Source organism: Pontixanthobacter luteolus (genome assembly GCF_009828095.1).
In the GTDB taxonomy this organism is placed as follows: domain Bacteria; phylum Pseudomonadota; class Alphaproteobacteria; order Sphingomonadales; family Sphingomonadaceae; genus Pontixanthobacter; species Pontixanthobacter luteolus.
Genome location: NZ_WTYP01000001.1, coordinates 1452721 through 1479018, shown reverse-complemented (window position 1 = coordinate 1479018; position 26298 = coordinate 1452721). Strand labels below are relative to the sequence as shown.

The following is a 26298-nucleotide window of genomic DNA, read 5'->3' as shown; positions in this document are numbered from 1 at the left end:
CCAGCGAGAATGGGTGTCCAGCGTGGAAGCAAAGTTTTTGAAAGCGGTTGTAGCAGGCCGAGAAGCTTAGCTTTTGTCGCCTGTTACCCGCTGCGAGATAGCCGCGACAAGCTGATCCATCTGGGCATTGCTGCGCAGATTAAGGTCGCGCTGCGGGAATGGAATTTCGATGCCGTTTTCCTGAAACAGGTCCCACAGGGTCTTCAGAACTTCGCTTTTGATATTCCCGATGCCCGCTTCCGGGTCCTTGATCCAGCAATGGATTATGAAGTCGACCGAGCTGTCACCATACCCGTCCAGCCAGCAGGTCGGTGGCGGTGACTTCAGCACGCGCGAGGTGTTTTTTGCCGCCTCCAGCATCAATTGTTCGGCCTTCTTGATGTCGCAATTGTAACTGACCCCGACGGGGATCTGCATGCGGACATTGCGGCTTGAATAGGACCAGTTTTCAACTTGGTTGACCATCAGGTTCTCGTTCGGGATCAGGTATTCCTTCTGGTCCCGGGTGGTGATCGAAACGGCGCGGATACCGATCTTGCGGATCTGACCAAACGTCGAATTGCCAGCTTGGTCGGCGACCGCAATAACGTCGCCAGGCTTGATCGATTTGTCCATCAACAGGATGATCCCTGCGATCAGATTACCGAAGGTTTTCTGCAAACCGAAACCGATTGCCAAACCGAATGCACCGGAAAATACAGCCAGTGCAGTCAGATCAATGCCAAGCAGATCGATACCTAGGAAGAATGCCGCGCCCCAGATGACGATCGTGGAGATTTTCTCCGACAGCAGCCGCTGCGTATTGTCGAGCTTGGTCATCCGCTTGAGCAGCATCGAGACCAGACGCGATGCAGCCCATGCCATTGCTATGACGAGGAAGATAACTCCAACGACAATCAGCACATCCCACATCGAGATACGCATGTCGCCGATGCTGAATGCCATCGCATCAAGTGTGTCGACCATCCCGCCAACGGTCTCGCTCTTGTCCGAAACGGCTTCTTTCAGGTCCTCGGCTGCGCTGACGGCTTCGGTTGGCGTCGGGGTCGGCTCAGGCGTAGCTGATACATCGGGAGAGGTGACGTCTTGACCGTTGGCATTCTCGACCGGTTGCAGCGTGACGGTATCGCCCGCTTGCAATGTCTCGCCGTCGGAAGTTTCCATCGCCAGTGGCGCGGTTGCAGTGGTCATGTTTGCTCCATCGCCGCGAACCCTTGCTCAAGGTCGCGTACCAGATCCTGTTCATCTTCTAGCCCGATGGCGAGGCGAACGCCATATCGGTCCTCTGCCTGCCAGTTTCCGGGCGGCCAAGGGGTCGCGGTGCGGATCGGAGCAGGGTCAAATGGCAAAGCCAGGCTTTCGAAACCGCCCCAGCTGTAGCCAATGCCGAACAGTTGCAGGGCGTCGATCAGACGGGCCCTGCTTTCCTCGTCTGCCCCTTTCAGGACGAAGCTGAACAGGCCGCACCCGCCGGTGAAATCCCGGCTCCACAATTCGTGACCTGCGCAGCCTTCGAGCAGCGGGCAAAGGACATGTGCCACTTCCGGGCGCGCGGCCAGCCAGCTTGCAACCTCACGAGCGGTCTGCGTTGTCCGGTCGAGCCGCAAGCCCATGGTGCGTAAACCGCGCAGCGCCAGTGCTGCATCGTCGGGCGATACTACATGGCCCAGCGTCTGCGCTGTCTGGCGCAGCAGACGGTAATGTCGATTGGCGGCACTTGCGCTGCCCATCATCAGGTCGGAATGTCCGCCGACATGCTTGGTCAGCGACATGATCGATATATCGCAGCCATGCTTGATCGCTGGAAAGCCAAGCGACGTTGCATAGGTGTTGTCGATCAGGCTGGTCGCGCCCATCTCGCGCGCAATCGCTGCGAGGGCTGGCACATCGCACACTTCCATAGTCAGACTACCGGGGCTTTCCAGCATGACGGCCTTGGTCCGGTCGCAGAACTGATCGCGAAACCCATCAACATCCAGCGGGTCGAAAAAGCGCGTTTCGATGCCAAGTTTGCGGAACAGGCCGGTCGCCATCAGGCGCGTCGGTTCATACGCGTTATCTGTTACCAGCAAGACGTCACCTGGTTTCAGCACGGCCATGAGCGAGCCGGATAACGCGGCGACGCCGCTCGGGTACAGCACCGTCCCGTATGCGTCGGGTTCGAGTTTGGTCAGAGCATCGCACAGTGCCCACTGGGTTGGCGAACCGCGCCGGCCATAGAAAAAGCGGCCGTCCTCGTTGGTCTTGGTTCCCTGTCTGAGCGCCGCTGTGTCGCGGTACAGATGGGTGCTGCCCCGCCAAACTGGCGGATTGACCACTGCACCGGTCCATTCTTCGCGCCGTCCAGCCGCTACCAGGCGCGTATCGCGGCCCTGCTTGTCATCGAAATTGGCCATGCCTAGCGCGCGGGTCCTTCTTCTTTCGGGGTAAGGGGATCTGCGCCCCATTCGCTCCAGCTGCCATCGTAGAGTGCGGCATTGTCATTGCCCAGCAGTTCCAGCGCGAACAACAGCACAGATGCGGTCATCCCGCTCCCGCAGCTACCGATGATCGGCTTTTCAAGGTCAAGGCCGGACTCGGCGAATATTTCGCGCAGCTCCGTTAAATCCCTGAAGGTGCCGTCTTCGTTGAACAGGCTGGCAAAGTGCAGATTTCGCGCGCCCGGTATGTGGCCGCCGGCAAGGCCGTGTACGGTATCGGATGTCTCGCCGGTGAAACGGCCAGCGTCGCGTGCATCGACCACCTGATCTTCACAGCTGGCGCAATTGCCGAGCATGTGCGCCTTGCTCCGGACCCTGCTGCGATCATCGCACTGCGCGGTGAAATCGGACGGTTCCACTTGCGGTGTGCCCGCTTCGACAGGACGGTTTTCACCGACCCATTTGTCCAAGCCTCCATCAAGTATCGCAACATTATCGAAACCGAACATGCGGAAGATGAAATACGCCCGAGCAGAGCTGTGGAGCGCGCTGTTATCGTACAAGACGACTCGATCAGTGTTGCGCACGCCGAGTTGGCGAAGCCGCTGCTCGAACTGATCCAGCCGGGGCAGAGCTGACGGGACTGGCGACGTGCCATCCTTTAGCGACGGCAAATCCAGATACCGAGCACCCAATATATGTTGAGCAAGGAATTCCGCCGCTGGATCGCGATTTGCAGACGGCAAATGCGCTGATGCGTCCAGAATTACGAGGTCATCTGCATTGAGGTTCTGGGCAAGCCAGTCGGTTGATACGAGTATATCCATGGCCTGAACCTAGCCGGGTCAAGAACCCTCGTCGAGATAGACCAGCCTTGTCAGTTCAGCGCGCGCAAGCCGATATTGCGGTAAGTCTGTGCCATTTCATCCAGCCGGAATGGCTGCAGTTTCGCACCGGTCTCGGCGGGTTTGATGCCGACCACCAGCGTGCTGATGATCGGATCGAGCCCTTCAGCCTCGATCCGCAGCCTCAGCAGCGGGACATACAGTCTGGCTTGTCCCTGTGAAATTGTGCGGATCGCATTGATCGGCAAGCGAAATTCCCCGCGCACTTCATGACCATCGCCAACCGGTATCGTTTCGACGACGCTCATCGGTTGCAAAACTGTCGCTGCGTCCGCGATTTGATCGCCAATGGGCGCCTGCCCGTGGGCAGTGACGACATCTGCCTTCACGGTTATGTCTGTCAGATCCCGGTCGCCCTGATTGAGCAATTCAAACCGGTAGGCGAGCGTGGCATTCATCAGACTGCGGCTTAGCGACAGCGCCTCGGCCTTTACGTGAAGCTTGCCTTTGCCCGCGCCAGTCGCGGGTGTGGCCGCTGCTGCGCTGCCTGCTGCTGGAGCGAACGGGGGCGCGGGCGAGGGCGTACGTTTGGGCGGTTTGACTGGCTCACGCCGATTGGTTTCTGCAGTTGCAGAACCGGCTGCAGGTGTGCGGGCAAGCGGCGGCTCGATCTGCGGTGCTGCGGCAAATTCGCTGCGCTGCCTGCGCCAGAAGAGGAACGCTCCCACCACAATTGCCAGAACGGCTGCCAAGGCCGCCAGCCATGCGGCCAATCCCAACCCGGCGGTATTGTCCCCGATCACTTCCGATTGGGCTTCCACGGGGGCGATTTCGGTCGGTAGGGAACTTGCCGACGATGCACCGTCATCTTCTGTAGCGGGGGCTTCAGTGGCAGTGCCATCTGCCATTAGCGGCTCACTCGCTGGCGGCAGAGCGGTCTGTGCTGGCGCGGGAGCGATTCCAATCGGCTCAGGCCGCGGCTGCGGAGCAGTAACCGTTTGGGCTGGTGCGGCGGCCGGGCTGCGGCGGGGCTGCGTCGCTGCTGGGGATGCCGAGTCATCCGTTGCGCTGGCCGTAGGTGCGGGTGATGGGTTGGTAGTCGGCCGTGGTGTCGGGCTCGCAGTCGGGAGAACCCGTGGACGTGACGGCAGCGCGCCTTCGACATCCACCGGACCCTGGACCTGCGGTGTCGCTGTCGGGGTTGGGGTGGGCAGCTGGAAATCCCGAACACTTCCGGGCGACGCTGCAGCCGGCGCGGTTAGCGCAATGGCGAGGATGGATGGGATGATGCGGTGTGTCATGTTTCTTTGGATTGGTTTCTGTGCGACCAGCAGAGGGCGCGCTGAATAGTCACTGAACCTGGCAAATACCACAGATGACTTGTGCGAATTGTCCGATCACGGCATCAGCGCGGCATGAGCGACACACCTGAATCAAACCAGCCCAACGTACAGTTTCTTGGCCAGCAGAGCCCGCTGCCATCCTCTCCGGAAGAGGCGGTTCTCGACTATGTACCCAATCCGCGGCCCGGATCGCTGTATCTGACGCGGTTCGCTGCGCCCGAATTTACCTCGCTATGCCCTGTAACCGGCCAGCCCGATTTCGCGCACCTTGTGATCGATTACGCCCCGGGGGACACGATTGTTGAATCGAAAAGCCTCAAGCTTTTTCTGGGTAGTTTCCGCAATCACAACGGCTTTCATGAAGATGTGACGGTTGGCATCGGCCAGCGGCTGGCAGACGAGATGAAGCCGCGCTGGCTGCGGATCGGTGGTTACTGGTATCCGCGCGGCGGAATTCCGATCGACGTATTCTGGCAAACCGGCGCGCCGCCGGAAGGTCTGTGGGTGCCGGATCAGGGTGTGCAGGGCTATCGCGGTCGCGGCTGAGGCGCGTGGCTATTTCTTGACGCGCCATTCGCGCGAATAGGTCGATTCCTCGTTATATTTGCGGTTCGTCGCGTTTTCCTGTTCCGACAGTTCCTGATCGGTGGAGACGCGGCTCCTCGCGTCCTTGATCAGCGTGTCGCGCCTGATCGGCACAATCTGGGCGATGGGCGTTCCAGCGCGCAGCAGGGTTTCGCCAACCGGACCGGTCCAGACAAACGGGATGTTCACTGCGGTGTCGAACCGGTCGCAATCGACCAATCCGGAAAAGCATGTGAAGGGCAAATCCGGCCGGCTGAATGGCTGGCTGAATAGCACCGAGTACCCGTCTGGAACCTTGATCCGCCAGGGATTGATGAATTTGAGCGGCATCGCCGTCTGGAAGGGATCCTCGGGCGCGCCGATCTGGCCCGGGTGATGTTGTTCCATCGGTTGAAACGGCACGTCCGGGGCCCAGCCCATCTGGATAGAGACGCGGTCTTCCGGCACCATCAACTGCACATCGAACGGCAGCGGCAGCATAAAACCAAGCGACATGACATCGGTAACCGGCAGGCACGCCTTGATGGTCAGGCCGGGCAGCCCATTTGCATCGGGCATTCCCATCTCGCGGGGTAAGCGTTTAAACCATTCGGGTGCGAACCGGATGGCCTTGTCCGGTTGCGGGATCGTGTTCCACAGCGATAGTTCGCACAGAAACTCTATCTCAGCCGGGCTGGATTTGCTGCTGTTTTCCTGAACAGGCGCAGGCTCTCCAAAGCCAAAGCTTACCTTGAAATTGCTCATCTTGCCCCGCCTCGCGCAATTGCCATCGCGCGACTCTGGGCGAAGTGCCACGTTTCAGCAACGCTGCAACGCAGCGTTTCGACAGATCGGTCTAGCCGCCCCAGTCGCCGGACGAATCGTTGCCTGTCAGGACGCGTGCGTTTTCACCCGACAGATTGAGCATCTCGCGTTTAATATCGGCAAGATCATAGCCCATGATGAACAGCCCGCCCAAGGCAGCCGCGCAGAAAAAGAAGAACGGTTTGAACATGGCGCCACAGCTTAATTGCCAGATTTCGGCAATCTCCTAACGCCTTTGGTAAGCTGAAATTTACCACAATCCACGGCTCAAGGCTTGGGTTGCGGGAGGGCCCGCCTGTCGAACCGGAAAAATGCGGAAGGGGGGGAATGGTGCCGGCTGCAGGAGTCGAACCCGCGGCCTGATGATTACAAATCAACTGCTCTACCAACTGAGCTAAGCCGGCCCATCGCCGTGCAGCTATCGAAGCTGCGGCGCGCCCTTTGCGTCAAACTGCGCCGAATGTCCAGCCCTCGGTTCGGGCAATTTTTGGTGTCAGCCCCGCCGGGTTCCAATAGGCCGGGTCATGGGCGATTTTCCTGAGCCACGCAGCTGTAACCAGCGCGTCGGAAGAATGGTCGTCAATGTCTCCTGCGCCGCCTACGGGGGGAGAACCCAACTTGCCCAAGGCTGCGTTGAGCGCCTCGTAACTTCGCAGCTTTGTCTTCCCCTTGCGTGCACCGCCGCCGCGCGCAGCGATAGAGGTGTACATTTCCACCAGCACCGGACCCGAAGGGGGCACCGGATCGACCGGCCAAACCGAAACTACGCCTTGCAGCGAATGCAACATTCGCATCCCGGTGAGGCTGGATTTCCCCACCTGTGCAGCGCCGACGAGGTTGAAATTGCTCACCGGTCTGACCCCCAAGGCGCGCTGCGCCTGTTCGGCGATACGAAAGCGCCCCTCGCGCGTTTCGGCGGCGGGGTGATGGAACCTGTCGCCAACGTGTTCCCTGGAATGCCTGAAATAGCGAGATGCCTCGGGATGCGCGACGAAACTGCCCGCTTCAAGATTGGGATCGTTCTCGCAGATGCTCTCCACCATGGCCCACAGCGATTTCGCATCCTGCGGCGTGCGGTCCCAACCGGGAAAGAACGCGTCCGAATCGGCAAACGGCAGCGAAATCCCCAGATCCATTCCGATCAGGATGTCATTGCTGGCCAACCCTTCGATCAGCGAACGAACTTCTTGCCTCGACCAGTGTTTTCCCGGCGGAGACACAAGGCGCGGGGCGTCCTGCCCTTTGGCGGCTGCAACCGCGATACCCTTGTGGCGCTCACCCTTCGCGCCAGACCAGTCGATGGCAATGAATTCGGCAAAGCGGCCCGGTTTCATCGGCTGCGCAGTTCGGTCCGTTTCCGGTCCCACCATTCCATGCGTTCGCGCACCTTACGTTCAAACCCGCGCTCAACCGGTTGGTAATATTCCTGCGGCTCCATCTCGTCAGGCCAGTAATTGTCGCCGGAAAAACCGCCTTCGGCATTGTGATCGTAGGAATAGCCTTCGCCGTAGCCGATATCTTTCATCAGCTTGGTTGGTGCGTTCAGTATGTTCTGCGGCGGCATGAGGCTGCCGGTTTCGCGGGCGCTTTTGAAAGCGGCCTTTTGCGCGGCATAGGCGGCGTTCGATTTCGGCGCGGTCGCCAGATACAGGCACGCTTGCACGATGGCCAATTCGCCTTCCGGACTGCCGAGGAATTCATAGGCATCCTTAGCCGCGAGGCACTGGGTCAGGGCCTGTGGATCGGCCAGCCCGATATCCTCGCTGGCGAAACGGACCAGACGCCTAAGGACATAGCGCGGCTCCTCCCCGGCGGTCAGCATACGGGCCATGTAATAGAGCGCGGCCTGCGGATCTGACCCGCGCAGGCTTTTATGCAGCGCGGAAATCAGATTGTAGTGACCGTCACGATCCTTGTCGTAAACGGCAACACGCCGCTGCAGGAATTTACCTAGCCCCGCCGGATCGAGCGGTGTTTCGATCTTCGCCGCGTAAAGTGTCTCGGCCTGGTTGAGCAGGAAGCGCCCGTCTCCATCGGCGGATGCCACCAGCGCCTCGCGTGCGTCGGGGTTCAAGGGGAGGGGGCCCTCCAGGCCCTCTGCCCGTTCCAGAAGGATCGACAGTGCGGAATTGTCGAGCCGCCTCAGGATCAGCACCTGCGCGCGGCTGAGCAGCGCGGCGTTCAGTGCGAAACTGGGATTCTCGGTGGTCGCGCCGACCAGCGTTACCGTGCCACGTTCGACAAAGGGCAGAAAACCGTCCTGCTGGGACCGGTTGAAGCGGTGGATTTCGTCAACGAACAACAATGTGCGCTGGCCTGCATCGGCTGCCTTGTCTGCGGCGGCGAATGCCTTCTTCAGGTCTGCCACCCCAGAAAAAACCGCGCTTATCGCCTCGAACCGCATGCCGACAGCATCAGCAAGCAACCGTGCGGTTGTCGTCTTGCCTGTGCCCGGCGGACCCCAGAGTATCATGGAAGACAGCCGCCCCGCCGCGACCATGCGCCCGATTGCGCCCTCTTCGCCAGTCAAATGATCCTGCCCGACCACTTCGCTCAACTCGCCCGGGCGAAGGCGATCGGCGAGCGGCGCGTCCTCGCGCGGCGTATCGGCGGGAGGGGGCGGCGGGAGGTCGTCGGCAAACAAATCAGTCATTCGTCGATCCAGATAGTGACTTTGCCGAAGGATTGCACCAATCGCTTGACCAAACAGCCTTAAGATATATCTTAGAGCTATCTTAGTTATATCAGAAGGATCGAGAATATGAGACTGCACAAAAATCGGAAAGCGTGGAAAGCAGCCTTTCCCATGGCAGCAATGATGGCCGCAGGACGCGGTTGGGATGGCCGTTTCAGTTGGGATGGTGACGGTCCATGGGGCGGGCGAGGCGGTCAGGGTGGCCGCGGTCCGCGTAGCAGGCGCAGGATATTTGGATCGGGCGAGCTCCGGCTGACCTTGCTCATGCTGATCGGTGACGAACCGCGTCACGGCTATGAACTGATCAAGGCGATCGGCGAGATTACCGGCGGCAATTACGAGCCAAGCCCCGGCGCCGTTTATCCTACTCTGCAATTGTTGGCAGACGAGGGTTCGATCAGGGAAGCCAAGCCGAAAAAGGGCGATGAAGCCAAAAAGGCCTTTGAGATCACTCAGGCCGGCACAGACGAACTGGCTGAACGGGAAGCGGAAATCGCCGCAATCGTTCACAAGCTGACCGCCATGTCCGGCGACGAGGAACGGCACCGTGCGCCTGAGCTTTTCCGTGCGATGGGCAATCTGGCGGGCGTGCTCAAGAACAAGTACCGCGCAGGCGGATTCAAGGATGGCGACATCGAAGAAATCGTCGACATCATCGACGAGGCAGCAAAGCGTATCGAGCGCCTCTGACCCACGGGGGTTAACGCATTTGCCGGTCTGGATGCCGTGAGTTAGCTTCCTCCTATTGAGCCGCGCTAAAATTCTGCGCGGAGGGAGGAAATTATGAACGGCACGACCGGTAAAGCACCGTGGCACCTGTGGGTGATCGGTGTTCTGACACTGCTTTGGAACTCGATAGGGATCATGTCCTATCTGGCAACGCGGATGGACAAGCTGGAATCGCTTGGAATGACGGCTGACCAGATCGCGTATTTCGACAGCTACCCCCTGTGGGCGAATGCGTTCTGGGCGCTGGGCGTATGGGGTGCATTTGCAGGGTCGATCCTGCTTCTGCTCAGGTCGAGATGGGCCGTGACATCGCTAATCGTGGCGATTGCCGGGCTGGTGGGGACTTCGCTGTATCAGCATGTCCTCACCCAGACACCGGAAAGCCTCCAAAATCCCGTTCTTGCCGTATCGATCTGGGTGATCACGGCACTGATGCTCTGGTATGCTGTCAAAATGCGCAGCGCAGGGGTTTTGCGCTAACGGGCGTTGAGGCCATTCGCCTCAGGTTTTGCGTGCTTCGATCAGGCGGACGTAGGTATCTGCAACCGCCTGATTGATTGCATCCCAGCTGAAATCCAGGCTGCGTTTTTCACCGGCATCGCCGTGCTCCTTGCGCAGCGCGTTGTCCTGACAATAAGGCGCGATTGCCTCGGCAAAATTCTCCGGCGATCCATGCGGGACAAGCCGTCCTGTAGCCCCGTCATTTACCAGGCTGGATGAGCCGGTCGCACCGGCTGCGACAACCGGCAGACCGCACGCCATTGCTTCCAGCGTGACATTGCCGAAGGTCTCGGTAACCGACGGGTTGAAGAAGATATCCCCGCTGGCCAGCGCGCGGCCCAGATCAGGCCCGGTCTGAAAGCCGACGAAGATGCCGCCCGGCAGGTTCTTCTCGAACCATTTGCGGGCAGGGCCTTCGCCGATGACCATCACCTTGTGCGGCACCTGTTTCTTGCGCAGCTGCACAATCGTTTCGGCAAAAACGTCGAGACCCTTCTCCATCACCAGACGGCCAAGAAAAACGATGGCTACATCGTCGTCCTCGATGCCCAGTTTGCGGCGCCATTCCAGATCGCGCTTCTGGGAAGCGAAAACAGTCCGGTCCACCCCGCGCGACCAGATGGAAATGTCATCATGCATTCCCTGTTCGCGCAAAGTCTCGATCTGGCTTTCGGATGGTGCAACGAGCCCGTCGCAGCGATGATAGAACCGGCGCAGAATGGCCTCGAGCCACGGCTCAGTGAAACCAAGCCCGTAATAGCGCGGATAGGTTTCGAACCGCGTGTGCACCGAAGCGAGGATCGGGATGTCGTGTTCGCGTGCCCAGCTAACTGCACGGTGCGATGATACATCGGGCGAGGCCACATGAATGATGTTGGGATCGAAATTCGCAATGTCGTCGCGCACGCTTTTCGGCAGACCAAGCGGGAAACGGAATTCGCTGCGCCCGGGGATTGGCACTGAAGGTACGCTGACGAGGTCGCCCTGCGGCTCGAACGCGGGTTCATCCACGGTCGGCGCGTAAACGCGAACGCTGGCACCCTGGCGCAGCAGATATTCAACCAGACGGTTGAGCGCCTGATTCGCACCATCGCGAACGTAATTGTAATTGCCGCTGAAGAGCGCGATGCGAAGGTCGGACGTCTGCATATGCCAGCGCTTTAGATTGCCGCACCGCGTTTGGCGAGTGCGGAGTTCGTCGCGCACACAAAGCATTCCACCGATCATTTGCCGGGAAATGCTGATGCTGCTTGACATGCTGCGGCGCAACATTATTGCCGCCGACGGGCCACGCGGTCCCAACGCCGCGCGTGCTCTCTGTGAGGAGAGAATACATGACTGACGTACCTGCGCTCAAACCTGAGCGTCCTTTCTTTTCGTCCGGACCAACTGCCAAGTTCAAAGGCTGGTCGGCGAGCAATCTCAAAACCGAAGCACTCGGCCGTTCGCACCGTTCGGCAACCGGCAAGGCGCGCCTGAAATACGCGATCGATCTGACCCGTGAACTGTTGGGCGTGCCCGACGACTACCTTGTCGGCATTATGCCCGGTTCGGATACCGGCGCGCTGGAATGCGCGATGTGGACCATGCTTGGCGCGCGCCCCGCGACTGTCGCCGCATGGGAAAGCTTCGGCAATGTCTGGATTCAGGACGCGGTCAAACAGCTCAAGCTGAAGGACCTGACTGTCCTTGATGCCGATTACGGCGAAATCCCCGATCTGGCGAGCATTCCGCAGGACAACGATGTCGTGTTCACCTGGAACGGAACAACTTCAGGCGCACGCATTCCTGACACCGATTGGCTGGCCGAAGGCCGCGAGGGTATCACCATCAACGACGCCACCAGCGCGATCTTCGCGCAGGAAATGGACTGGTCGAAACTCGATGCGACCACGTTCAGCTGGCAGAAGGTGATGGGCAGCGAGGCACAGCACGGTATGCTGATCCTCAGCCCCAAGGCAGTCGCGCGTATCGAAAGCTACGATCCGGAATGGCCGCTGCCGAAACTGTTCCGCATGAAAAAGGGTGACAAGATCAATCGCGCGATTTTTGAAGGCGCGACCATCAACACACCCAGCCTGCTGGCGACCGAGGATTACATTCTCGCGCTGGAATGGGCCAAATCGCTCGGCGGCCGCCAGGCAATGTTCGAACGGGCCAGCGCCAACGCAAGAGTCGTGACCGACTGGATCGAAGCGACACCGTGGCTGCGCAACATGGTTTCCGACCCGGCAAAACGCACCAATACCGGTGTGTGTTTCGTGTTCCAGGGCGACTATTACGACAGCCTGTCGCCAGAAGACCAGGCAGCCGTGCCCAAGACCATCGCCAAGATGCTGGAAGAACGTGACGTAGGTTACGATTTCAACGGCTACCGCGATGCACCGCCAAGCCTGCGCATCTGGTGCGGCGGAACCGTGGAGAAGGAAGACCTCGAGCGTCTTCTGCCATGGATTGAATGGGCATACGCCGAAATCCAGAAATGATCGGCGGCCCCGGCACTGCCCGGGGCCCCGTTTTCCGCTGACGCGGCCGCTGTGCGGTCTGCGCCGGATTTTGCGAAGGAATTTTCTATGACGAAACCCAAAGTACTCATCTCTGACAAGATGGACCCGAACGCCGCCCGCATTTTTCAGGAACGCGGCTGCGATGTCGATGTAATCACCGGCGAAACACCGGAAGAATTGGCGGCGCGGATTGGCGAATACGACGGGTTGGCGATCCGTTCGTCCACCACGGTCACCCCTGAAATTCTCGATGCTGCGACCAATCTGAAGGTCATTGGCCGCGCCGGTATCGGGGTCGACAATGTCGATATCCCCTATGCCAGCGGCAAGGGCGTGGTCGTGATGAACACCCCATTCGGCAATTCGATCACCACCGCGGAACATGCGATTGCGATGATCATGGCGCTGGCTCGCCAGATCCCGGCGGCCGATGCCCGCACGCAGCAGGGCGAATGGCCGAAAAGCGCGTTCATGGGTGTGGAAGTCACCGGCAAGACGCTGGGCCTGATCGGTGCCGGCAATATCGGCTCGATCGTTGCCAGCCGCGCGCTCGGTTTGAAGATGAAGGTTGTCGCTTTCGACCCGTTCCTGACAGAGGACCGCGCCGTGGAAATGGGCGTGGAGAAGGTTGACCTCGACACGCTTCTGGCCCGTGCGGATTTCATCACGCTGCACACGCCGCTGACCGACCAGACCCGCAATATCCTTAGCCGGGAAAACCTTGAAAAGACCAAGCAGGGCGTGCGTATCGTCAATTGCGCCCGCGGTGGCCTGATCGACGAGGCGGCTCTGAAGGACCTGCTCGAAAGCGACCATATCGCAGGCGCTGCTCTCGACGTGTTCGCGCAGGAACCGGCCAAGGAAAACCCGCTGTTCGGCACCAAGAATTTCATCTGCACGCCGCACCTCGGCGCCTCGACCACAGAGGCACAGGTCAATGTTGCGCTGCAGGTTGCCGAACAGATGGCCGATTACCTGGTCAATGGCGGCGTCACCAATGCGCTCAACATGCCAAGCCTGAGCGCGGAAGAAGCGCCCAAGCTCAAGCCTTACATGTCGCTGGCTGAAAAGCTCGGCTCGCTCGTCGGACAATTGGCCCACGGCAATCTCGACAAGATCAGCATCGAGCGCGAAGGCGCCGCCGCCGATCTGAACGGCAAACCGATCACCGGTGCGGTGATGGCCGGTCTGATGAAACAGTATTCGGACACGGTGAACATGGTCAACGCGCCATACCTTGCAAAGGAACGCGGGCTGGACGTTCGCGAAATCCGCCACGACCGCGAAGGCGTGTATCACACGCTGCTGCGCGTGACGGTTGAAACCAGTCAGGGTGCACGGTCTGTGGCGGGCACGCTGTTCGGCAGCGAAGCGCCGCGACTGGTTGAAATCTTCGGCATCGGTATCGAGGCGGATTTGCAGGGCGATATGCTGTATATCGTCAACGAAGATGCGCCGGGTTTCATCGGCCGCATCGGTTCGCTTCTGGGCGAAAACGGTATCAATATCGGCAACTTCAACCTTGGCCGCCGCGATGGCGGAGGGGAGGCCGTGGTACTGCTTTCGGTCGATCAGCCGATCCCGCAAGACATTGTGCAAAAGGCCTGCGCGCTGGAAGGCGTCAAAGTCGTAACTCCGCTGGCCTTTTGATCACGTTTGGGGCAAGCGCCCGCTCGATATGAGTGAACAGCTATGAGTAATTCGACCGACGACTTGCTGCCAGTCGGACTTTCCGACCGCTTGCCCGAAGAAGCGGCAATTGCGACCCGTGTAATGCGGGCCGCATTGCAGGCGATGGACGCACACGGCTATGACCGCGTGCGTCCGCCGCTGATTGAATTCGAAAAATCGATGGCCGAACGGATGGACGGTGTGTCGCCGCGCCGGATGTTCCGCTTTGTGGATCCCGGCAGTCTGCGCACGCTGGCGCTGCGTTCCGACATGACGGTGCAGGTCGGGCGGATTGCCGCGACCTCGCTCGCTGGCGCCCCGCGTCCCTTGCGGCTGTGCTATGCAGGCGAAGTTGCGACGATCACCGCAGACCAGCTGGACCCGTCGCGCCAGCGATTGCAGATCGGCGCTGAATTGATCGGTGCCGACAGCGCAGCAGCGGCAGCCGAAATGGTGGAATTGGCGATTGAATCGCTCAAGGCAGCGGGAGCAATCGGAATCTCGGTCGATTTCACGTTGCCCGATCTTGTCGATACGCTCTCCGCGCAAACCATGCCGCTGGACGAAACCCAGATTGAGGCTGTTCGCCGCGAACTTGATACCAAGGATGCCGGCGGGCTGAAGGCTGCCGGCGGCGACGCCTATTTGCCGCTGCTTTACGCAACCGGCGACTTTTCCGATTCCATCGCTCGTCTTGCCGAACTGGATGCCGGCGGTGCGCTGGCATCACGGATCGAAGGGCTGAAAACCATCGCCAGCCGGGTTGGCGGCAGCGCGCGCGTCACTCTCGACCCGACCGAACGGCACGGTTTTGAGTATCAGAGCTGGTTCGGCTTTACGATTTACGCACAGGGTGTGCGCGGCGCATTGGGCCGCGGCGGCACGTACACAATTGGCGGCAGCGACGAGGCTGCGACCGGTTTCTCTCTCTATGTGGACCGGCTGGTTGATGCGCTCGACAGCGATAGCCAGCGCGACACGCTGTTCTTGCCGGTCGGTCATGACCGCGCAGCGGCGGCAGCACTTCGTGCCAATGGGTGGCGAACAGTTGCTGCCTTGTCTGGGGAAGACGACGCAGGGGCTCTTGGCTGTACGCACGTCCTTTCAGACGAGCAGCCGAAACCGCTATGAAGCCATTGCCTGTTTGCCAGTGGGGTCTGCGCGTTTGGCATACCCCGCCGGCTAACCGGTTATGAGTTGAACTTGCCCGGTTCCGGACCGATCCGGCCATCTGCATCGTCAAGGTCATCGATCATCTTCATCTGATTGGCGGTCAGTTCGAATGACAGTGCAGAGAAATTGTCCCGGATATGGTCAGGATTGGTGGACCGGGGCAGGGTGCTCAATCCGCACTGGATATGCCAGCGGATAACCACCGCAGCTTTGGACTGGCCGATCTCCTCCGCAATCTTGCTAACTGCATCGCTGCCCATGGCGTTGCCTTGGCCCAGCGGTGACCAGCTTTGCGTGACGATGCCCATTTCATCGTGCAGCTTGCGCATATCACGCTGCTGGAATGTCGGGTGCAGTTCAATCTGGTTGAGCGCGGGCACAACGCCTGTCTCATCGGCAATCCGTTTCAGGTCTTGCTCGCGGAAATTGGACACGCCGATTGACTTCGCCTTGCCTTGGTCGCGCAGTTCGATCAGCGCCTTCCAGGTGTCGACAAACAGATCTTTCTCCGGGCACGGCCAATGGATCAGCAACATATCGACATGATCGCGGCCCAGGCGCTGCAGGCATTTGTCTGCCGCCTTCAATGTGCGGTCATAGCCCTGGCTTTCGTTCCAGATCTTGGTCTGAAGGAAAATATCGCTCCAGTCGCCGATCCCTTCGCCGACGCCGCGTTCGTTCTGATAAATAGCCGCTGTATCGATCAGCCAGTAACCGGCTTCCAGCGCGGTTCGGACAGCGCCAGCGGCATCGTCTTCATCGATTTCCCAGGTTCCAAAGCCAAGCTGCGGAATCTGGCGATCATCGTTCAGGGTGAGGGTGGGATAGTTGTTTGTTTTGTTCATATCATTTCTACGAACGCCGGTGCGAGCGGTTCCGGTGAATTTGCATCCACCAGACCGCTTGACTTGCACTGCCTTGCACCTCTACCCCGCACACGCAATTCGGGCTCCGGTCCGTCCATTTCATCCCTGACGTCGAGTCCTGTCGAAGGACGTTTGAGGATCCCCGGGCAGGGGTGAAGGAATACCTATGGCTAACGTAACTGTGATCGGTGCCCAGTGGGGCGATGAGGGCAAGGGCAAGATCGTCGACTGGCTCGCCAGCCGCGCAGATGCCGTGGTGCGTTTCCAGGGCGGCCACAATGCCGGCCACACGCTGGTCATCGATGGCAATGTGTTCAAGCTTAGCCTGTTGCCCAGCGGCATCGTGTCAGGCACGCTGTCGATTATCGGCAATGGCGTGGTGCTGGACCCGTGGGCTCTCAAAGGAGAGATCGAGAAACTCGAATCGCAGGGTGTGACGATCACTGACGACAATTTCGCGATTGCCGACAATTGCCCGCTGATCCTGCCAATCCACCGCGATCTTGACGGTCTGCGCGAAACCGCCGCCGGCAGCGGCAAAATCGGGACCACCGGACGCGGCATCGGCCCGGCCTATGAAGACAAGGTCGGCCGCCGCGCGATCCGGGTGTGCGACCTCGCACATCTCGATACGCTGGAGCCGCAGCTAGACCGCCTGTGCGCGCATCACGATGCGCTGCGCGCCGGTTTCGACCAGCCGCCGGTCGACCGGGAGGCTTTGCTTGCCGAACTGAAGGAAATCGCCCCCTTCGTGCTGCGGTTTGCCCAGCCGGTTTGGAAACGGCTCAAGAAAGTGCGCAAGGCTGGCGCCAAGATCCTGTTCGAAGGCGCGCAGGGCGTGCTCCTGGATGTCGATCACGGCACCTATCCGTTCGTCACCAGTTCAAACACGGTCAGCGGAACAGCGGCCAGCGGGTCGGGCCTTGGCCCCAACTCGACCGGCTTCGTGCTCGGCATTGTAAAGGCTTATACGACCCGCGTCGGCAGCGGCCCGTTCCCGACCGAACTGGACGATGCAGACGGCCAGCGGCTGGGCGAGCGAGGCCATGAATTCGGCACCGTCACCGGACGCCAGCGGCGCTGCGGCTGGTTCGATGCGGTGCTGGTCCGCCAGAGCTGCGCAATCAGCGGCGTCACCGGTGTCGCGCTGACGAAGGTCGACGTGCTGGACGGGTTCGATACGGTGAAAATCTGCACCGGCTACCGCTTGCGCGGAAAGATCATGGATTATTTCCCCAGCCACGCTGCCGATCAGGCCGAGGTCGAACCGATCTATGAAGAAATGGAAGGGTGGAGCGAAAGCACTGCCGGTGCGCGCAGCTATGCCGACCTGCCCGCCAATGCGATCAAATACATCCAGCGTGTGCAGGAATTGATCGAAACGCCGGTTGCGCTTGTGTCCACAAGTCCGGAACGCGACGATACTATCCTGATGCGAGATCCCTTCGTCGACTAGAATTGTGACGATATGATCTTTACTTGATCTACATTTGTTCTTACCCTGTTCTTGTTATCAGGAGCTGGGAAGATGTCAGGTCACAGGGCGCAAGCCGATTTCGATTACCACCCGACAGGGGTTGCGCGCGGCGTTGCAAACGATCCCGCCGGGCTGCCGCTGACGGTATCGGTGTTTGCCGACCGCAGCCACGTGCGCGCCGGTATCCTCGATGATGCGCTGGCTGCCGGGCTGCGTCAGGGGCAGGTCGGCAGCGTTGATGACCTGCTGGGCGGTGAAGCCTGCTCGCTTGGCGAGGTGGTGCTGCTCGATTGTCCGGTTGTGGACGGCAGGGCACTGGCTGCGCTGGCCCGGCTGGATATGCGCATCGCCAATTCGGGCGCGCAATTGGTGATTTCAACGTCGGTCGATGCGCTCGATGACGTGTTCGGATGTCTTGACCAGTCGGCTCCGCAAATTCTTGTCGATCCCGCTAGGTCGGAACGCGTAATTGCGCTTGGCCGCGTTCTGGCGAAAATGCCTAACATGCGCCTACGCGATCTTTCGGATGATGATCGGATCACACTCCTGCGCCTGACCGAGCAGGTCGGACAGATTGCCGAGCGGCTGGAGCGCTTGGGTGCGGATGGAAAGTCCGCCGATGGGGGCGCCTTCCGCTTCGAATCTCCGACTGACGATTTCAGCGGGCAGGAAAGTGAGGACGGTTCGGGCCGGCTGGTGCGCAAAGTGCGTCCCTCGCTGCCCGATCCGCGTCTGGTGCGGCGCATCGTACGCCAGCGCCAATTGCGCGCGCGGTTTTTCGACGGTGATCTTTTCGCTGATCCGGCATGGGATATCCTGCTAGACCTGACGGCAGCCCGCGCAGAGCACACGCGTGTGTCGGTCACCTCCCTGTGCATTGCGAGCGGGGTTCCGCCGACAACCGCGCTGCGCTGGATCAGCCAGATGGTCGATGCTGGTCTGTTGGAGCGGGTTGAGGATGAGGCCGACAAACGCCGCGCCTTCATCGCGCTCAGCGACCGTGCGGCAGACGCAATGGCCCGCTATTTCATCGAATTGAAGAAAGACGCCGCCGCGCTGGTATGATTTCAGCCGGCTGCGCGCAGGATAATTGTCAGGCCGCAGACAGGCTCCCCGCTGTAAGGCAATTCGCGGCGCAGCGCGTCAGCTCTTGCCCGGTCGAGGATTTCTGTCGGCACCGCCGGATCGTGGAGCAAAAGGTCGGCCGTGCCGAGCAAACGGGCCTGTTTCAGCGTCAGGTCTTCAGGGTCATCGCTCGTAAGCTGAATTTCCACTGTCTGTGACGCTTCGGGATCGCTGGCCGCGGCAAGCCAATCGTCCACCCGATCTACAGACCCAGGATCGAGCGGATCAAGCGTGCCGCCTTCGGCAAGTGCTGCATCCAGAGCATTGCGGCGCTGTGCGCCGTCGGGGAACCGCGCACGCATGGCATCGCGGCTGGCGGCCAGTTTCGCGGCAAGATCGCCTAGGGTCTGAGGCAAGAGTTTCTCCAGACGCAGCCTGATCTGTTTGGAAAGGCCGGCTGAGGCACCGGATGTCCCGATCGCGATCAAGACCGGGTCACGGTCGAGAATGCTGGGGGTAGTGAATTCGCACAAATCCGGACGGTCGGCGACATTGACCAGCAGACCCTTGCGGCTCAGCCGCATGGCTGCCGCCTTCGCAGCGCGCTCATCCTCCAGCGCGATAAAAGCCAGCTTGGCGTGATGCGCCTCAGCCTCGCCGCAGGGGATCCCGCCCGCACGCTCGATCAGGCGCTTCTTCGCTTCGCCCATCTCCCCTTCGCCGAGCACGACCACGCGTTGTCCCGCAATGCGGTGGAGCAGGGGAAGCGAACCGATCACAGCCAGTCCGGCACCCGTTCTGCCGCCATGATGTCTGCTGCCGGCAAACGGTCTGCAACGACCGCGAATTTGTCGCCATCGACCAGCACTTCGGCCACGAAACCGCGGCTGTTGTAGCTGGACGCCATAGTCGCACCATATGCACCAGCGGTGCGGAAGATCGCCAGGTCGCCGCTTTCCAGAACGTCGAGATCGCGGTTCATGGCAAAGGTATCGCCGGTTTCGCAGATGGGGCCGACCACGTGGGCATTCATCTTGCCGCCCTTGGGGGCCACAGCTTCGATATCATGCCATGCGCCGTACATTGCAGGCCGGGCCAGATCGTTCATCGCTGCATCGACGACGATAAACGGGCTGGCATTCGAACTGCGTTTCACCCGGATCACCCTGGTCAGCAGAATACCGGCGTTGCCCGCAATGACGCGGCCCGGTTCGAAAGACAGCGCCACATCCCAGTCTTTGGTGACGCGCGCAACCATCGCCCCGTATTCGGCGGGGCTGGGCATGATTTCACCGGCCTTGTACGGCACGCCAAGTCCGCCGCCCAGGTCGACATGCGTTACCTTTTGCCCGGCATCGCGCAGTTCCTGCACCAGCTTGCCTACTTTCACGAAAGCAGTTTCCAGCGGTTCGAGGGTGGAAAGCTGGCTGCCGATATGGACGGCGATCCCGCGCATATCCATGCCGTCCTGATCGGCCAAATTGGCGTAGATTTCAGCTGCCCGGTCGATCGGAACACCAAACTTGTTTTCCGCCTTGCCGGTCGAGATTTTCTCGTGAGTGCGCGCATCGACGTCCGGGTTTACCCGCAATGCGCAGCGCGCTGTCATTCCGTAGCGTGCCGCGATCGAGGCCAGTTCATAGCCTTCTTCTTCGGATTCGATATTGAACTGTCCGATATTGGCGCGAAGACCCTGCAGCAGTTCATCATGCGTCTTGCCAACGCCGGAAAACACGATGTCCTGCGGCGCCATGTCGGCAGCCAATGCGCGCACCAGTTCGCCCCCGGACACGACATCTGCGCCGTAGCCTTCTTGCTGCAAGACTTTCAGCACTGCCAGGTTGGGATTTGATTTCACTGCAAAGGCGATGTGCGGTTTGTTCACCCCCGACAACGCATCGCGGAAAACACGGGCGTGGCGGATCAGGGTCGCGCGGGAATAGACATAGACCGGCGTGCCGACTTCTTCGGCGATCTTGGTCAGGGGCACGTCTTCGGCATGAAGCACGCCGCCGCGAAGTTCAAAATGATCCATCGTCTTGTTCTAAGCTCAATTTTCAGGCGGAAGATCGAACGGATCGTCTTCGCGTTCTTCACTGCGGCGGCGTAGTTCGACGCTGCGTTCCGGGGCGGCCTGCGGGTCCAGTTCCAGCAATTCGTCGGCGGTAGGCCGTGCCTCGCTACCCGTTGGGGCGACCGGCAGGCTCTGGCCCTCCAGCGGCTCCAGCGGTGCGCGCTGGGCACACGCACCCAATCCCGCAAGCAATGCCGGCATCACGCAAACGGCGATCGGGGATTTGCGGATCATGTGTCGTTTCCTTCAGCAATACCCAGAGCTTTGCGCGCTGTTTCGACCTGGCGCATTACCTGTTCAGGCGCAGTTCCGCCATAAGATGACCGTGCGGCAACCGATGCTTCGACGGACAGTGCGGTATACACCCGTTCATCGATACGTTCGTCGATGGCTTTGAGTTCCTCCATCGAAAGTTCGTCCAGCGCCGCGCCTTTTTGTTCAGCCAGCTTGACCGCTGCGCCGGTGATATGGTGCGCTTCGCGAAACGGTATGTCCGCCTCTCGCACCAGCCAGTCGGCAAGATCGGTTGCGGTGGCATAGCCAAGCTCTGCAGCCTGCCGCATCCGGTCGGTTTTGAAGGTGCTGTCGGCCACCATTCCGGTCATCGCCGCAATCGACAGCGCGAGCAGGCTGGCTGCTTCGAATACCGGCGGTTTGTCGTCCTGCATATCCTTGGAATAGGCGAGCGGCAGTCCTTTCATGGTGATCATCAGCGCGGTCGCTGAACCGATCACCCGGCCTGCATGTCCGCGCACCAATTCGGCCGCATCGGGGTTTTTCTTTTGCGGCATGATCGAACTGCCGGTCGACAGGCTGTCTGCCATCCGCACGAACCCGAATGGCTGGCTCGCCCAGATGATGAATTCTTCTGCCAGCCGCGAAAGATGCAGCGCGATCTGGCTGGCGGCCATCAGGTAATCGAGCGCGAAATCGCGGTCGGATACGGCATCCAGGCTGTTTGCGGTTGGCCGGGCGAACCCCAACGCCTCGCTGGTGGCGTCGCGGTCGATCGGAAATCCGGTGCCGGCCAGCGCCGCAGAACCAAGCGGGCATTCATTCATCCGTGCACGCGCATCTGCCAATCTCGACCGGTCACGCCGTAGCATTTCATAATAGGCCAGCAGATGATGGCCCAGCGTCACCGGTTGCGCGGTTTGCAAGTGAGTGAAGCCGGGCATGATGCTGTCTGCATGACGGCCCGCCTGCGTCACCAGCGCGTGTTGTAGCGCGGCAAGACCGGCATCGGTCTGCTCGATCGCTTCGCGAACCCACAGCTTGAAATCGGTGGCGACCTGATCGTTGCGGCTGCGTGCGGTGTGAAGCCGGCCGGCGGCAGGGCCGATCAGTTCCGCCAGACGGCTTTCGGTGGTCATGTGAATGTCTTCGAGGTCCCAGTTTTCCGGCACCCCGTCGCGTTCATATTCGGCGGCGACAGCATCAAGCCCGTCTGTGATCGTCGCTGCATCGTCTGCGCTAACAATACCCTGCGCACCCAGCATTGCGACATGCGCCTTGCTGGCGGCGATATCCTGACGCCACAATGCCTTGTCGAACGGGATAGAGGCGTTGATTTCGCGCATGATCGCGCTAGGTCCCTCAGCGAACCTTCCGCCCCACATCTGGTTGGAGCCTGCCTTGTCCTTACGATTTTCGCTCACGCGTAACGCCTTGATCCTGATTGGCCTGACTGCCGGCCTTGCAGCTTGCGATAGGGAAGCTACCAACCCGGCGCAAGAACAGGGCGAATTGGGCGCGGAGAAGTCCAGCTTGGTCGGAGAGATCGATCGCAGCCGGGCCGGGGAACTGCTGCCAGCGGTCAATGTGACCGGGCCGGACGGGGAAACGCTGAATCTGGGCGCGGCACAGGGGCAGCCGATCTTGCTGAACCTGTGGGCGACATGGTGCGCGCCCTGCGTGGTGGAGATGCCAATGCTGGATGATCTGGCGGGCGATCTGGACGGTCAGGTCCGGTTGGTCACCGTGAGCCAGGATTTTCAGGGCGCGGAAAAGGTCGTCCCGTTCTTCAAAAAAAAGGAATTCCAGAATCTGGAGCCGTGGATGGACCCGCAGAACGAACTGGGTTTTTCCGTAGGTAGCGAGATCATGCCTGTGACCGTGCTGTATAATGCCAGCGGTCAGGAAGTGTGGCGCGTAGTCGGCGAGTATGACTGGTCCAGCGCCGAAGCGCGCGAGGCCATACTCGCCGAATAATCGCGGAAATTACGCGTCAGAACTGGTAAGCTACACCAGCGCTGAGGACCCACGGGTCCAACTTGTGCTCTGTCTGAATGGCAAGGGTGTTGCCTGCGAACCAGCGCGCGGTCGTGTCGATGAAATAACGCTTTGCATCGACGCTGAAGGAAATGCCCTTGTCATTGATCGGCACATCAACGCCGGCTTGCAACGCCAGGCCGAGTTCATTCGACATATCGAAATCGGTGACGCCCAACGGGATTGTGGCAGCGCCCGGTTCTTCGTCGAAGAACAGGAAGTAAGCGGGGCCGGCACCGACATAGGGTTTCACACCGCCGAGATCGAAATGGTATTTCGCGGTCACGGTGGCCGGGATCAGCTTGGCATCAGAAACCAGTTCTGCGCCGGGCAGGCCGGTCGTCCCGTCGACATCGTGCTGCGTCATGCAGCAGATGGTTTCGACGGAGAAATTCTCGGTGAAGAAATACTCCACCGCCAGCGTCGGCACGAAGTTGTCGTTCGCTTCGGTCTGGGTATTGGCTGGCAGTCCGACAATATCGGTATCGATGCTCGTGATCTTGCCATCGGGCAGCACACCGGTGGCAAACAGTTTTGCCTGAACCGTGCCAGCCCGTTCAGCGGCCATAGCTGGCGCAGACACGGCAGCGATTGATGCGAAGGCCATTAGGCATACGGCAGTTGTGCGTTTCATAATCCTTATTCCCGGTGCCGCAGTGGCTGCCCGATGCAGCCAAGGGTTCTTGCGGCAACGAGGCTGGATTATTCGCGAAAAGACCTGCGTTCATTGATCTGGGTCAAAGACTGACCGGCTTTTTTGCACCAATTCGGTGGCACGTATTCAATTGCCACATTTCGGTGCCCATCATGGTCGCAAACGATGCATTCGGTTCATTCCTGCGCGACATTCCGCGTTCCACGCCGCACGCCAGCACGGCGTGCGGGCTGCAGAAGTTAGCCCATTTGCTGCCGATTTGCCGCGGGTCCATGGTACCGCTGGACCCCACCGAAAATTCGCTGGCCTACGTCGCCAGCGGGGCGACGAAACTCATCGCCAGCGCATCCGGCGGCAGGGAGCAGATTGTTGCGTTCCATTTTCGCGGTGATCTGGTGTCCGTTCCTGGCAATGCGTGGCATTCTTATGATCTGTGCGCGCTGGTCGACACGCAGATACTGCTTTTTCCGGCGCGTGAATTCATTGACCTGACCCGAACCGACCCGGCGTTCGAAGACATCCTGCTGGAACGATCGCTGACCGCGCTGCACCGGTGCCGGGACAAGGCCGTGGGGCTGGGCCGCAAGAATGCACAGGAACGGCTCGCCAGCTTCCTGGTCGGAATGGCCGAACGGATTGGTACACGTGAAGACGGCACGACTATCCTGGACCTGCCAATGTCGCGGCGGGATATTGGCGACAGTCTGGGGCTGACGATTGAAACCATCAGCCGCCAATTCGGTGAATTGCGGAAGTCCGGCCTGGTGCAGACCGTGGGCCGATGCCGGGTGGAATTGTGCGATTTGGCGGAATTGGCGAAACGGGCGGGTCATGCCTGAACCGCGAGCTTGTCCGGTAGAGCACGGCATTTTTTTCAAATTTGATCTGGATCAATGCGGGTCCGGGGCAGGCTTTCTAATGAGAGCGTGTTCTAGAGGGGTGAATTTCTAATGGAAGCTGTACTTGGCAGGGTCGGACTGTGGTTCCTGATCCTCTTGCTCGCCATCGGTGCGATAATCGGTGCGCAGGATAGCGGTTTTGCCGCGCATGCGACGATCATCGCAATTGTCGCGTTCGTTTTGATCTGGGTCACCGCTGGGCGGTACGACCCGATGGCGAAGGCGCAAAGCCTGTTCAAGATGCCAACCGGGCCGGAAACATATGATGATGATCCGGTCCGCTGGGGCGTGCTCGCGACCACGTTCTGGGGTCTGGCGGGTTTGCTGGCAGGATTGTTCATTGCCTTGCAGCTCGCCTTCCCAGTCCTGAATTTCGAACCCTATCTGACATTTGGCCGGGTCCGTCCGCTGCACACATCGGCGGTGATTTTTGCGTTCGGCGGAAACGCGCTGATCGCGACCAGTTTTTATGTTGTGCAGCGCACCTGCCGGACCCAATTGGCATTTCCTTCGCTCGCCCGGTTCGTGTTCTGGGGCTACCAGCTGTTCATCGTGCTGGCGGCCAGCGGCTATCTGCTCGGTATCACCCAGTCGAAGGAATATGCAGAGCCGGAATGGTATGTCGATCTGTGGCTGACCATTGTCTGGCTTGCCTATCTGGCGGTGTTCGTAGGGACCATCGTTCGCCGGCATGAACCGCATATCTATGTGGCCAACTGGTTCTACCTCGCGTTCATCGTGACGATCGCGATGCTGCACGTCGTCAACAACCTGGCGATCCCGGTCAGCTTCCTCGGCGCGAAAAGCTATAGCGCGTTCGCAGGCGTTCAGGATGCGCTGACCCAGTGGTGGTATGGCCATAACGCGGTCGGGTTCTTCCTGACCGCAGGCTTCCTCGCGATGATGTATTACTTCGTGCCGAAGCAGGCAGAGCGGCCGGTCTATTCCTACCGGCTGTCGATCATCCACTTCTGGTCGCTGATCTTCCTCTATATCTGGGCAGGCCCGCACCATCTGCACTACACCGCGCTGCCTGACTGGGCGCAGACACTGGGCATGGTGTTTTCGATCATGCTGTGGATGCCTAGCTGGGGCGGGATGATCAACGGCCTGATGACGCTGAACGGCGCATGGGACAAGGTCCGCACAGACCCGATCATCCGCATGATGGTGATGGCGCTGGCGTTCTACGGCATGAGCACGTTCGAAGGGCCAATGCTGTCGATCAAGGCAGTCAACGGCCTGTCGCATTACACCGACTGGACCATCGGACACGTCCATTCCGGCGCGCTGGGCTGGAACGGCATGATCACCTTCGCGGCGCTTTACTACCTCGTTCCGCGCCTTTGGAAGCGCGAACGGCTGTACTCGCTGCGGATGATCAACTGGCACTTCTGGCTCGCGACGCTCGGCATCGTTTTCTATGCCGCCAGCATGTGGGTCGCCGGGATTACCCAAGGCCTGATGTGGCGTGAATACGGCGTCGACGGATACCTGGTGAACAGCTTTGTCGACAGTGTCGCAGCTCTCCACCCGATGTACCTGATGCGGGCATTTGGCGGGCTGCTCTACCTCAGCGGCGCGCTGATCATGACCTACAACATCTGGATGACTCTGGCTGGCCGCATTCGCGAAGAAGCGCCCATGACAGAGACGCCGCATAGCGATGCTGCAGACCGTCCAATCACCACAGTTCCGGCCGAATAGGAATCCGACCG

The 26298-nt window shown here is 60.1% G+C and carries 26 protein-coding genes and 1 tRNA gene; 11 read left to right on the top strand and 16 right to left on the bottom strand.

Going from position 1 to position 26298, the window contains the following annotated elements:
- Nucleotides 1-66: 66 nt before the first annotated feature.
- From GRI43_RS07210 to GRI43_RS07195, 4 genes are read right to left on the bottom strand one after another with little or no spacing between them, the layout of a single operon-like run.
- Nucleotides 67-1191 carry a mechanosensitive ion channel family protein gene (locus GRI43_RS07210; protein WP_235903630.1) on the bottom strand — a complete coding sequence of 375 codons (1125 nt, stop codon included), beginning with the start codon at nt 1189-1191 and terminating at the stop codon, nt 67-69.
- Complete coding sequence (gene metC, locus GRI43_RS07205; protein ID WP_160730327.1) at nt 1188-2396, bottom strand: cystathionine beta-lyase; 1209 nt, start codon at nt 2394-2396, stop codon at nt 1188-1190. Before metC ends, GRI43_RS07210 begins: the two co-directional genes overlap by 4 nt.
- Before the next feature lie 2 nt (nt 2397-2398).
- Nucleotides 2399-3247 carry a sulfurtransferase gene (locus GRI43_RS07200; RefSeq protein ID WP_160730326.1) on the bottom strand — a complete coding sequence of 283 codons (849 nt, stop codon included), beginning with the start codon at nt 3245-3247 and terminating at the stop codon, nt 2399-2401.
- A gap of 50 nt (nt 3248-3297) precedes the next feature.
- Complete coding sequence (locus tag GRI43_RS07195) at nt 3298-4173, bottom strand: hypothetical protein (protein WP_160730325.1); 876 nt, start codon at nt 4171-4173, stop codon at nt 3298-3300.
- A 507-nt stretch (nt 4174-4680) separates the two neighbouring features.
- Between GRI43_RS07195 and queF the strand changes: the two genes are divergently transcribed.
- On the top strand, nt 4681-5154 hold the full coding sequence (gene queF / locus GRI43_RS07190; protein ID WP_160730324.1) for a preQ(1) synthase: 474 nt from the start codon (nt 4681-4683) through the stop codon (nt 5152-5154).
- Between the two features lie 9 nt (nt 5155-5163).
- On the opposite strand, the gene GRI43_RS07185 is transcribed toward queF, so the two are convergent.
- The 5 genes from GRI43_RS07185 to GRI43_RS07165 all read right to left on the bottom strand — a co-directional run bounded on the left by GRI43_RS07185 (nt 5164) and on the right by GRI43_RS07165 (nt 8650).
- Nucleotides 5164-5937 (bottom strand): hypothetical protein, encoded by a 774-nt coding sequence (locus GRI43_RS07185; RefSeq protein ID WP_160730323.1) that lies wholly within the window; start codon nt 5935-5937, stop codon nt 5164-5166.
- A gap of 91 nt (nt 5938-6028) precedes the next feature.
- Nucleotides 6029-6187 (bottom strand): hypothetical protein, encoded by a 159-nt coding sequence (locus GRI43_RS07180; RefSeq protein ID WP_160730322.1) that lies wholly within the window; start codon nt 6185-6187, stop codon nt 6029-6031.
- 138 nt (nt 6188-6325) lie between these two features.
- A tRNA-Thr gene (locus GRI43_RS07175) sits at nt 6326-6401 on the bottom strand.
- A 42-nt stretch (nt 6402-6443) separates the two neighbouring features.
- Entirely contained in the window at nt 6444-7331 is an 888-nt protein-coding gene (locus GRI43_RS07170) for a hypothetical protein (protein ID WP_160730321.1), read from the bottom strand.
- Nucleotides 7328-8650 carry a replication-associated recombination protein A gene (locus GRI43_RS07165; RefSeq protein WP_160730320.1) on the bottom strand — a complete coding sequence of 441 codons (1323 nt, stop codon included), beginning with the start codon at nt 8648-8650 and terminating at the stop codon, nt 7328-7330. Before GRI43_RS07165 ends, GRI43_RS07170 begins: the two co-directional genes overlap by 4 nt.
- A 108-nt stretch (nt 8651-8758) precedes the next feature.
- Between GRI43_RS07165 and GRI43_RS07160 the strand changes: the two genes are divergently transcribed.
- Both GRI43_RS07160 and GRI43_RS07155 read left to right on the top strand, forming a co-directional pair.
- The gene (locus tag GRI43_RS07160) at nt 8759-9382 is read left to right on the top strand and encodes a PadR family transcriptional regulator (RefSeq protein ID WP_235903629.1); all 624 of its coding nucleotides are present in this window, start codon (nt 8759-8761) and stop codon (nt 9380-9382) included.
- Between the two features lie 93 nt (nt 9383-9475).
- Nucleotides 9476-9901 (top strand): hypothetical protein, encoded by a 426-nt coding sequence (locus GRI43_RS07155; RefSeq protein WP_160730319.1) that lies wholly within the window; start codon nt 9476-9478, stop codon nt 9899-9901.
- Between the two features lie 21 nt (nt 9902-9922).
- Here GRI43_RS07155 and GRI43_RS07150 read toward each other — a convergent pair whose 3' ends face one another.
- Nucleotides 9923-11071 carry a glycosyltransferase family 4 protein gene (locus tag GRI43_RS07150; RefSeq protein WP_160730318.1) on the bottom strand — a complete coding sequence of 383 codons (1149 nt, stop codon included), beginning with the start codon at nt 11069-11071 and terminating at the stop codon, nt 9923-9925.
- Between the two features lie 185 nt (nt 11072-11256).
- Here GRI43_RS07150 and GRI43_RS07145 point away from each other — a divergent pair, with 185 nt between their 5' ends.
- From GRI43_RS07145 to GRI43_RS07135, 3 genes are all read left to right on the top strand, one after another.
- Nucleotides 11257-12408, top strand: a complete 1152-nt coding sequence (locus GRI43_RS07145) for a phosphoserine transaminase (RefSeq protein ID WP_160730317.1) — start codon at nt 11257-11259, stop codon at nt 12406-12408.
- 87 nt (nt 12409-12495) lie between these two features.
- Nucleotides 12496-14079, top strand: a complete 1584-nt coding sequence (serA, locus tag GRI43_RS07140; RefSeq protein WP_160730316.1) for a phosphoglycerate dehydrogenase — start codon at nt 12496-12498, stop codon at nt 14077-14079.
- Between the two features lie 42 nt (nt 14080-14121).
- Nucleotides 14122-15231, top strand: coding sequence for an ATP phosphoribosyltransferase regulatory subunit (locus GRI43_RS07135; RefSeq protein ID WP_160730315.1), 1110 nt, complete (start codon nt 14122-14124; stop codon nt 15229-15231).
- A gap of 59 nt (nt 15232-15290) precedes the next feature.
- On the opposite strand, the gene GRI43_RS07130 is transcribed toward GRI43_RS07135, so the two are convergent.
- The gene (locus GRI43_RS07130; RefSeq protein ID WP_160730314.1) at nt 15291-16118 is read right to left on the bottom strand and encodes an aldo/keto reductase; all 828 of its coding nucleotides are present in this window, start codon (nt 16116-16118) and stop codon (nt 15291-15293) included.
- Nucleotides 16119-16305: 187 nt separating this feature from the next.
- Here GRI43_RS07130 and GRI43_RS07125 point away from each other — a divergent pair, with 187 nt between their 5' ends.
- Entirely contained in the window at nt 16306-17595 is a 1290-nt protein-coding gene (locus tag GRI43_RS07125) for an adenylosuccinate synthase (RefSeq protein WP_160730313.1), read from the top strand.
- 72 nt (nt 17596-17667) lie between these two features.
- Nucleotides 17668-18681, top strand: a complete 1014-nt coding sequence (locus GRI43_RS07120) for a helix-turn-helix domain-containing protein (protein WP_160730312.1) — start codon at nt 17668-17670, stop codon at nt 18679-18681.
- Nucleotides 18682-18683: 2 nt separating this feature from the next.
- Here the strand turns inward: GRI43_RS07120 and GRI43_RS07115 are convergent, their stop codons facing one another.
- The 4 genes from GRI43_RS07115 to argH are packed head-to-tail and all read right to left on the bottom strand — an operon-like array spanning nt 18684 to nt 22374.
- Nucleotides 18684-19460 (bottom strand): precorrin-2 dehydrogenase/sirohydrochlorin ferrochelatase family protein, encoded by a 777-nt coding sequence (locus tag GRI43_RS07115; protein WP_338090020.1) that lies wholly within the window; start codon nt 19458-19460, stop codon nt 18684-18686.
- Nucleotides 19457-20716, bottom strand: a complete 1260-nt coding sequence (gene lysA, locus GRI43_RS07110) for a diaminopimelate decarboxylase (protein ID WP_160730311.1) — start codon at nt 20714-20716, stop codon at nt 19457-19459. The genes GRI43_RS07115 and lysA overlap by 4 nt, the downstream gene beginning before the upstream one ends.
- 15 nt (nt 20717-20731) lie before the next feature.
- Nucleotides 20732-20989, bottom strand: a complete 258-nt coding sequence (locus GRI43_RS07105; RefSeq protein WP_160730310.1) for a hypothetical protein — start codon at nt 20987-20989, stop codon at nt 20732-20734.
- A complete protein-coding gene (gene argH / locus GRI43_RS07100) occupies nt 20986-22374 on the bottom strand; it encodes an argininosuccinate lyase (RefSeq protein WP_160730689.1) in 1389 nt (462 codons plus the stop codon). Before argH ends, GRI43_RS07105 begins: the two co-directional genes overlap by 4 nt.
- 16 nt (nt 22375-22390) lie before the next feature.
- On the opposite strand from argH, the gene GRI43_RS07095 reads away from it, so the two are divergent.
- Entirely contained in the window at nt 22391-22966 is a 576-nt protein-coding gene (locus GRI43_RS07095; RefSeq protein WP_235903628.1) for a TlpA family protein disulfide reductase, read from the top strand.
- Between the two features lie 16 nt (nt 22967-22982).
- Here the strand turns inward: GRI43_RS07095 and GRI43_RS07090 are convergent, their stop codons facing one another.
- A complete protein-coding gene (locus GRI43_RS07090; RefSeq protein WP_160730308.1) occupies nt 22983-23660 on the bottom strand; it encodes an OmpW/AlkL family protein in 678 nt (225 codons plus the stop codon).
- Nucleotides 23661-23833: 173 nt separating this feature from the next.
- On the opposite strand from GRI43_RS07090, the gene GRI43_RS07085 reads away from it, so the two are divergent.
- Nucleotides 23834-24520: a helix-turn-helix domain-containing protein gene (locus tag GRI43_RS07085; protein WP_160730307.1), complete on the top strand. Its 687-nt coding sequence runs from the start codon at nt 23834-23836 to the stop codon at nt 24518-24520.
- A 111-nt stretch (nt 24521-24631) separates the two neighbouring features.
- The gene (ccoN, locus tag GRI43_RS07080) at nt 24632-26287 is read left to right on the top strand and encodes a cytochrome-c oxidase, cbb3-type subunit I (RefSeq protein WP_160730306.1); all 1656 of its coding nucleotides are present in this window, start codon (nt 24632-24634) and stop codon (nt 26285-26287) included.
- Nucleotides 26288-26298 lie beyond the last annotated feature (11 nt).

What these genes read in the sequence shown, in the direction of transcription:
- GRI43_RS07105 (WP_160730310.1), bottom strand. Translation starts at nt 20,989, where the DNA reads ATGATCCGCAAATCCCCGATCGCCGTTTGCGTGATGCCGGCATTGCTT.
- GRI43_RS07160 (WP_235903629.1), top strand. Translation starts at nt 8,759, where the DNA reads ATGAGACTGCACAAAAATCGGAAAGCGTGGAAAGCAGCCTTTCCCATG.
- GRI43_RS07200 (WP_160730326.1), bottom strand. Translation starts at nt 3,247, where the DNA reads ATGGATATACTCGTATCAACCGACTGGCTTGCCCAGAACCTCAATGCA.
- GRI43_RS07195 (WP_160730325.1), bottom strand. Translation starts at nt 4,173, where the DNA reads ATGGCAGATGGCACTGCCACTGAAGCCCCCGCTACAGAAGATGACGGT.
- GRI43_RS07135 (WP_160730315.1), top strand. Translation starts at nt 14,122, where the DNA reads ATGAGTAATTCGACCGACGACTTGCTGCCAGTCGGACTTTCCGACCGC.
- GRI43_RS07180 (WP_160730322.1), bottom strand. Translation starts at nt 6,187, where the DNA reads ATGTTCAAACCGTTCTTCTTTTTCTGCGCGGCTGCCTTGGGCGGGCTG.
- serA (WP_160730316.1), top strand. Translation starts at nt 12,496, where the DNA reads ATGACGAAACCCAAAGTACTCATCTCTGACAAGATGGACCCGAACGCC.
- GRI43_RS07150 (WP_160730318.1), bottom strand. Translation starts at nt 11,071, where the DNA reads ATGCAGACGTCCGACCTTCGCATCGCGCTCTTCAGCGGCAATTACAAT.
- GRI43_RS07170 (WP_160730321.1), bottom strand. Translation starts at nt 7,331, where the DNA reads ATGAAACCGGGCCGCTTTGCCGAATTCATTGCCATCGACTGGTCTGGC.
- ccoN (WP_160730306.1), top strand. Translation starts at nt 24,632, where the DNA reads ATGGAAGCTGTACTTGGCAGGGTCGGACTGTGGTTCCTGATCCTCTTG.
- metC (WP_160730327.1), bottom strand. Translation starts at nt 2,396, where the DNA reads ATGGCCAATTTCGATGACAAGCAGGGCCGCGATACGCGCCTGGTAGCG.
- GRI43_RS07145 (WP_160730317.1), top strand. Translation starts at nt 11,257, where the DNA reads ATGACTGACGTACCTGCGCTCAAACCTGAGCGTCCTTTCTTTTCGTCC.
- GRI43_RS07130 (WP_160730314.1), bottom strand. Translation starts at nt 16,118, where the DNA reads ATGAACAAAACAAACAACTATCCCACCCTCACCCTGAACGATGATCGC.
- GRI43_RS07085 (WP_160730307.1), top strand. Translation starts at nt 23,834, where the DNA reads ATGGTCGCAAACGATGCATTCGGTTCATTCCTGCGCGACATTCCGCGT.
- lysA (WP_160730311.1), bottom strand. Translation starts at nt 20,716, where the DNA reads ATGGATCATTTTGAACTTCGCGGCGGCGTGCTTCATGCCGAAGACGTG.
- GRI43_RS07155 (WP_160730319.1), top strand. Translation starts at nt 9,476, where the DNA reads ATGAACGGCACGACCGGTAAAGCACCGTGGCACCTGTGGGTGATCGGT.
- GRI43_RS07120 (WP_160730312.1), top strand. Translation starts at nt 17,668, where the DNA reads ATGTCAGGTCACAGGGCGCAAGCCGATTTCGATTACCACCCGACAGGG.
- argH (WP_160730689.1), bottom strand. Translation starts at nt 22,374, where the DNA reads ATGTGGGGCGGAAGGTTCGCTGAGGGACCTAGCGCGATCATGCGCGAA.
- queF (WP_160730324.1), top strand. Translation starts at nt 4,681, where the DNA reads ATGAGCGACACACCTGAATCAAACCAGCCCAACGTACAGTTTCTTGGC.
- GRI43_RS07165 (WP_160730320.1), bottom strand. Translation starts at nt 8,650, where the DNA reads ATGACTGATTTGTTTGCCGACGACCTCCCGCCGCCCCCTCCCGCCGAT.
- GRI43_RS07210 (WP_235903630.1), bottom strand. Translation starts at nt 1,191, where the DNA reads ATGACCACTGCAACCGCGCCACTGGCGATGGAAACTTCCGACGGCGAG.
- GRI43_RS07090 (WP_160730308.1), bottom strand. Translation starts at nt 23,660, where the DNA reads ATGAAACGCACAACTGCCGTATGCCTAATGGCCTTCGCATCAATCGCT.
- GRI43_RS07185 (WP_160730323.1), bottom strand. Translation starts at nt 5,937, where the DNA reads ATGAGCAATTTCAAGGTAAGCTTTGGCTTTGGAGAGCCTGCGCCTGTT.
- GRI43_RS07125 (WP_160730313.1), top strand. Translation starts at nt 16,306, where the DNA reads ATGGCTAACGTAACTGTGATCGGTGCCCAGTGGGGCGATGAGGGCAAG.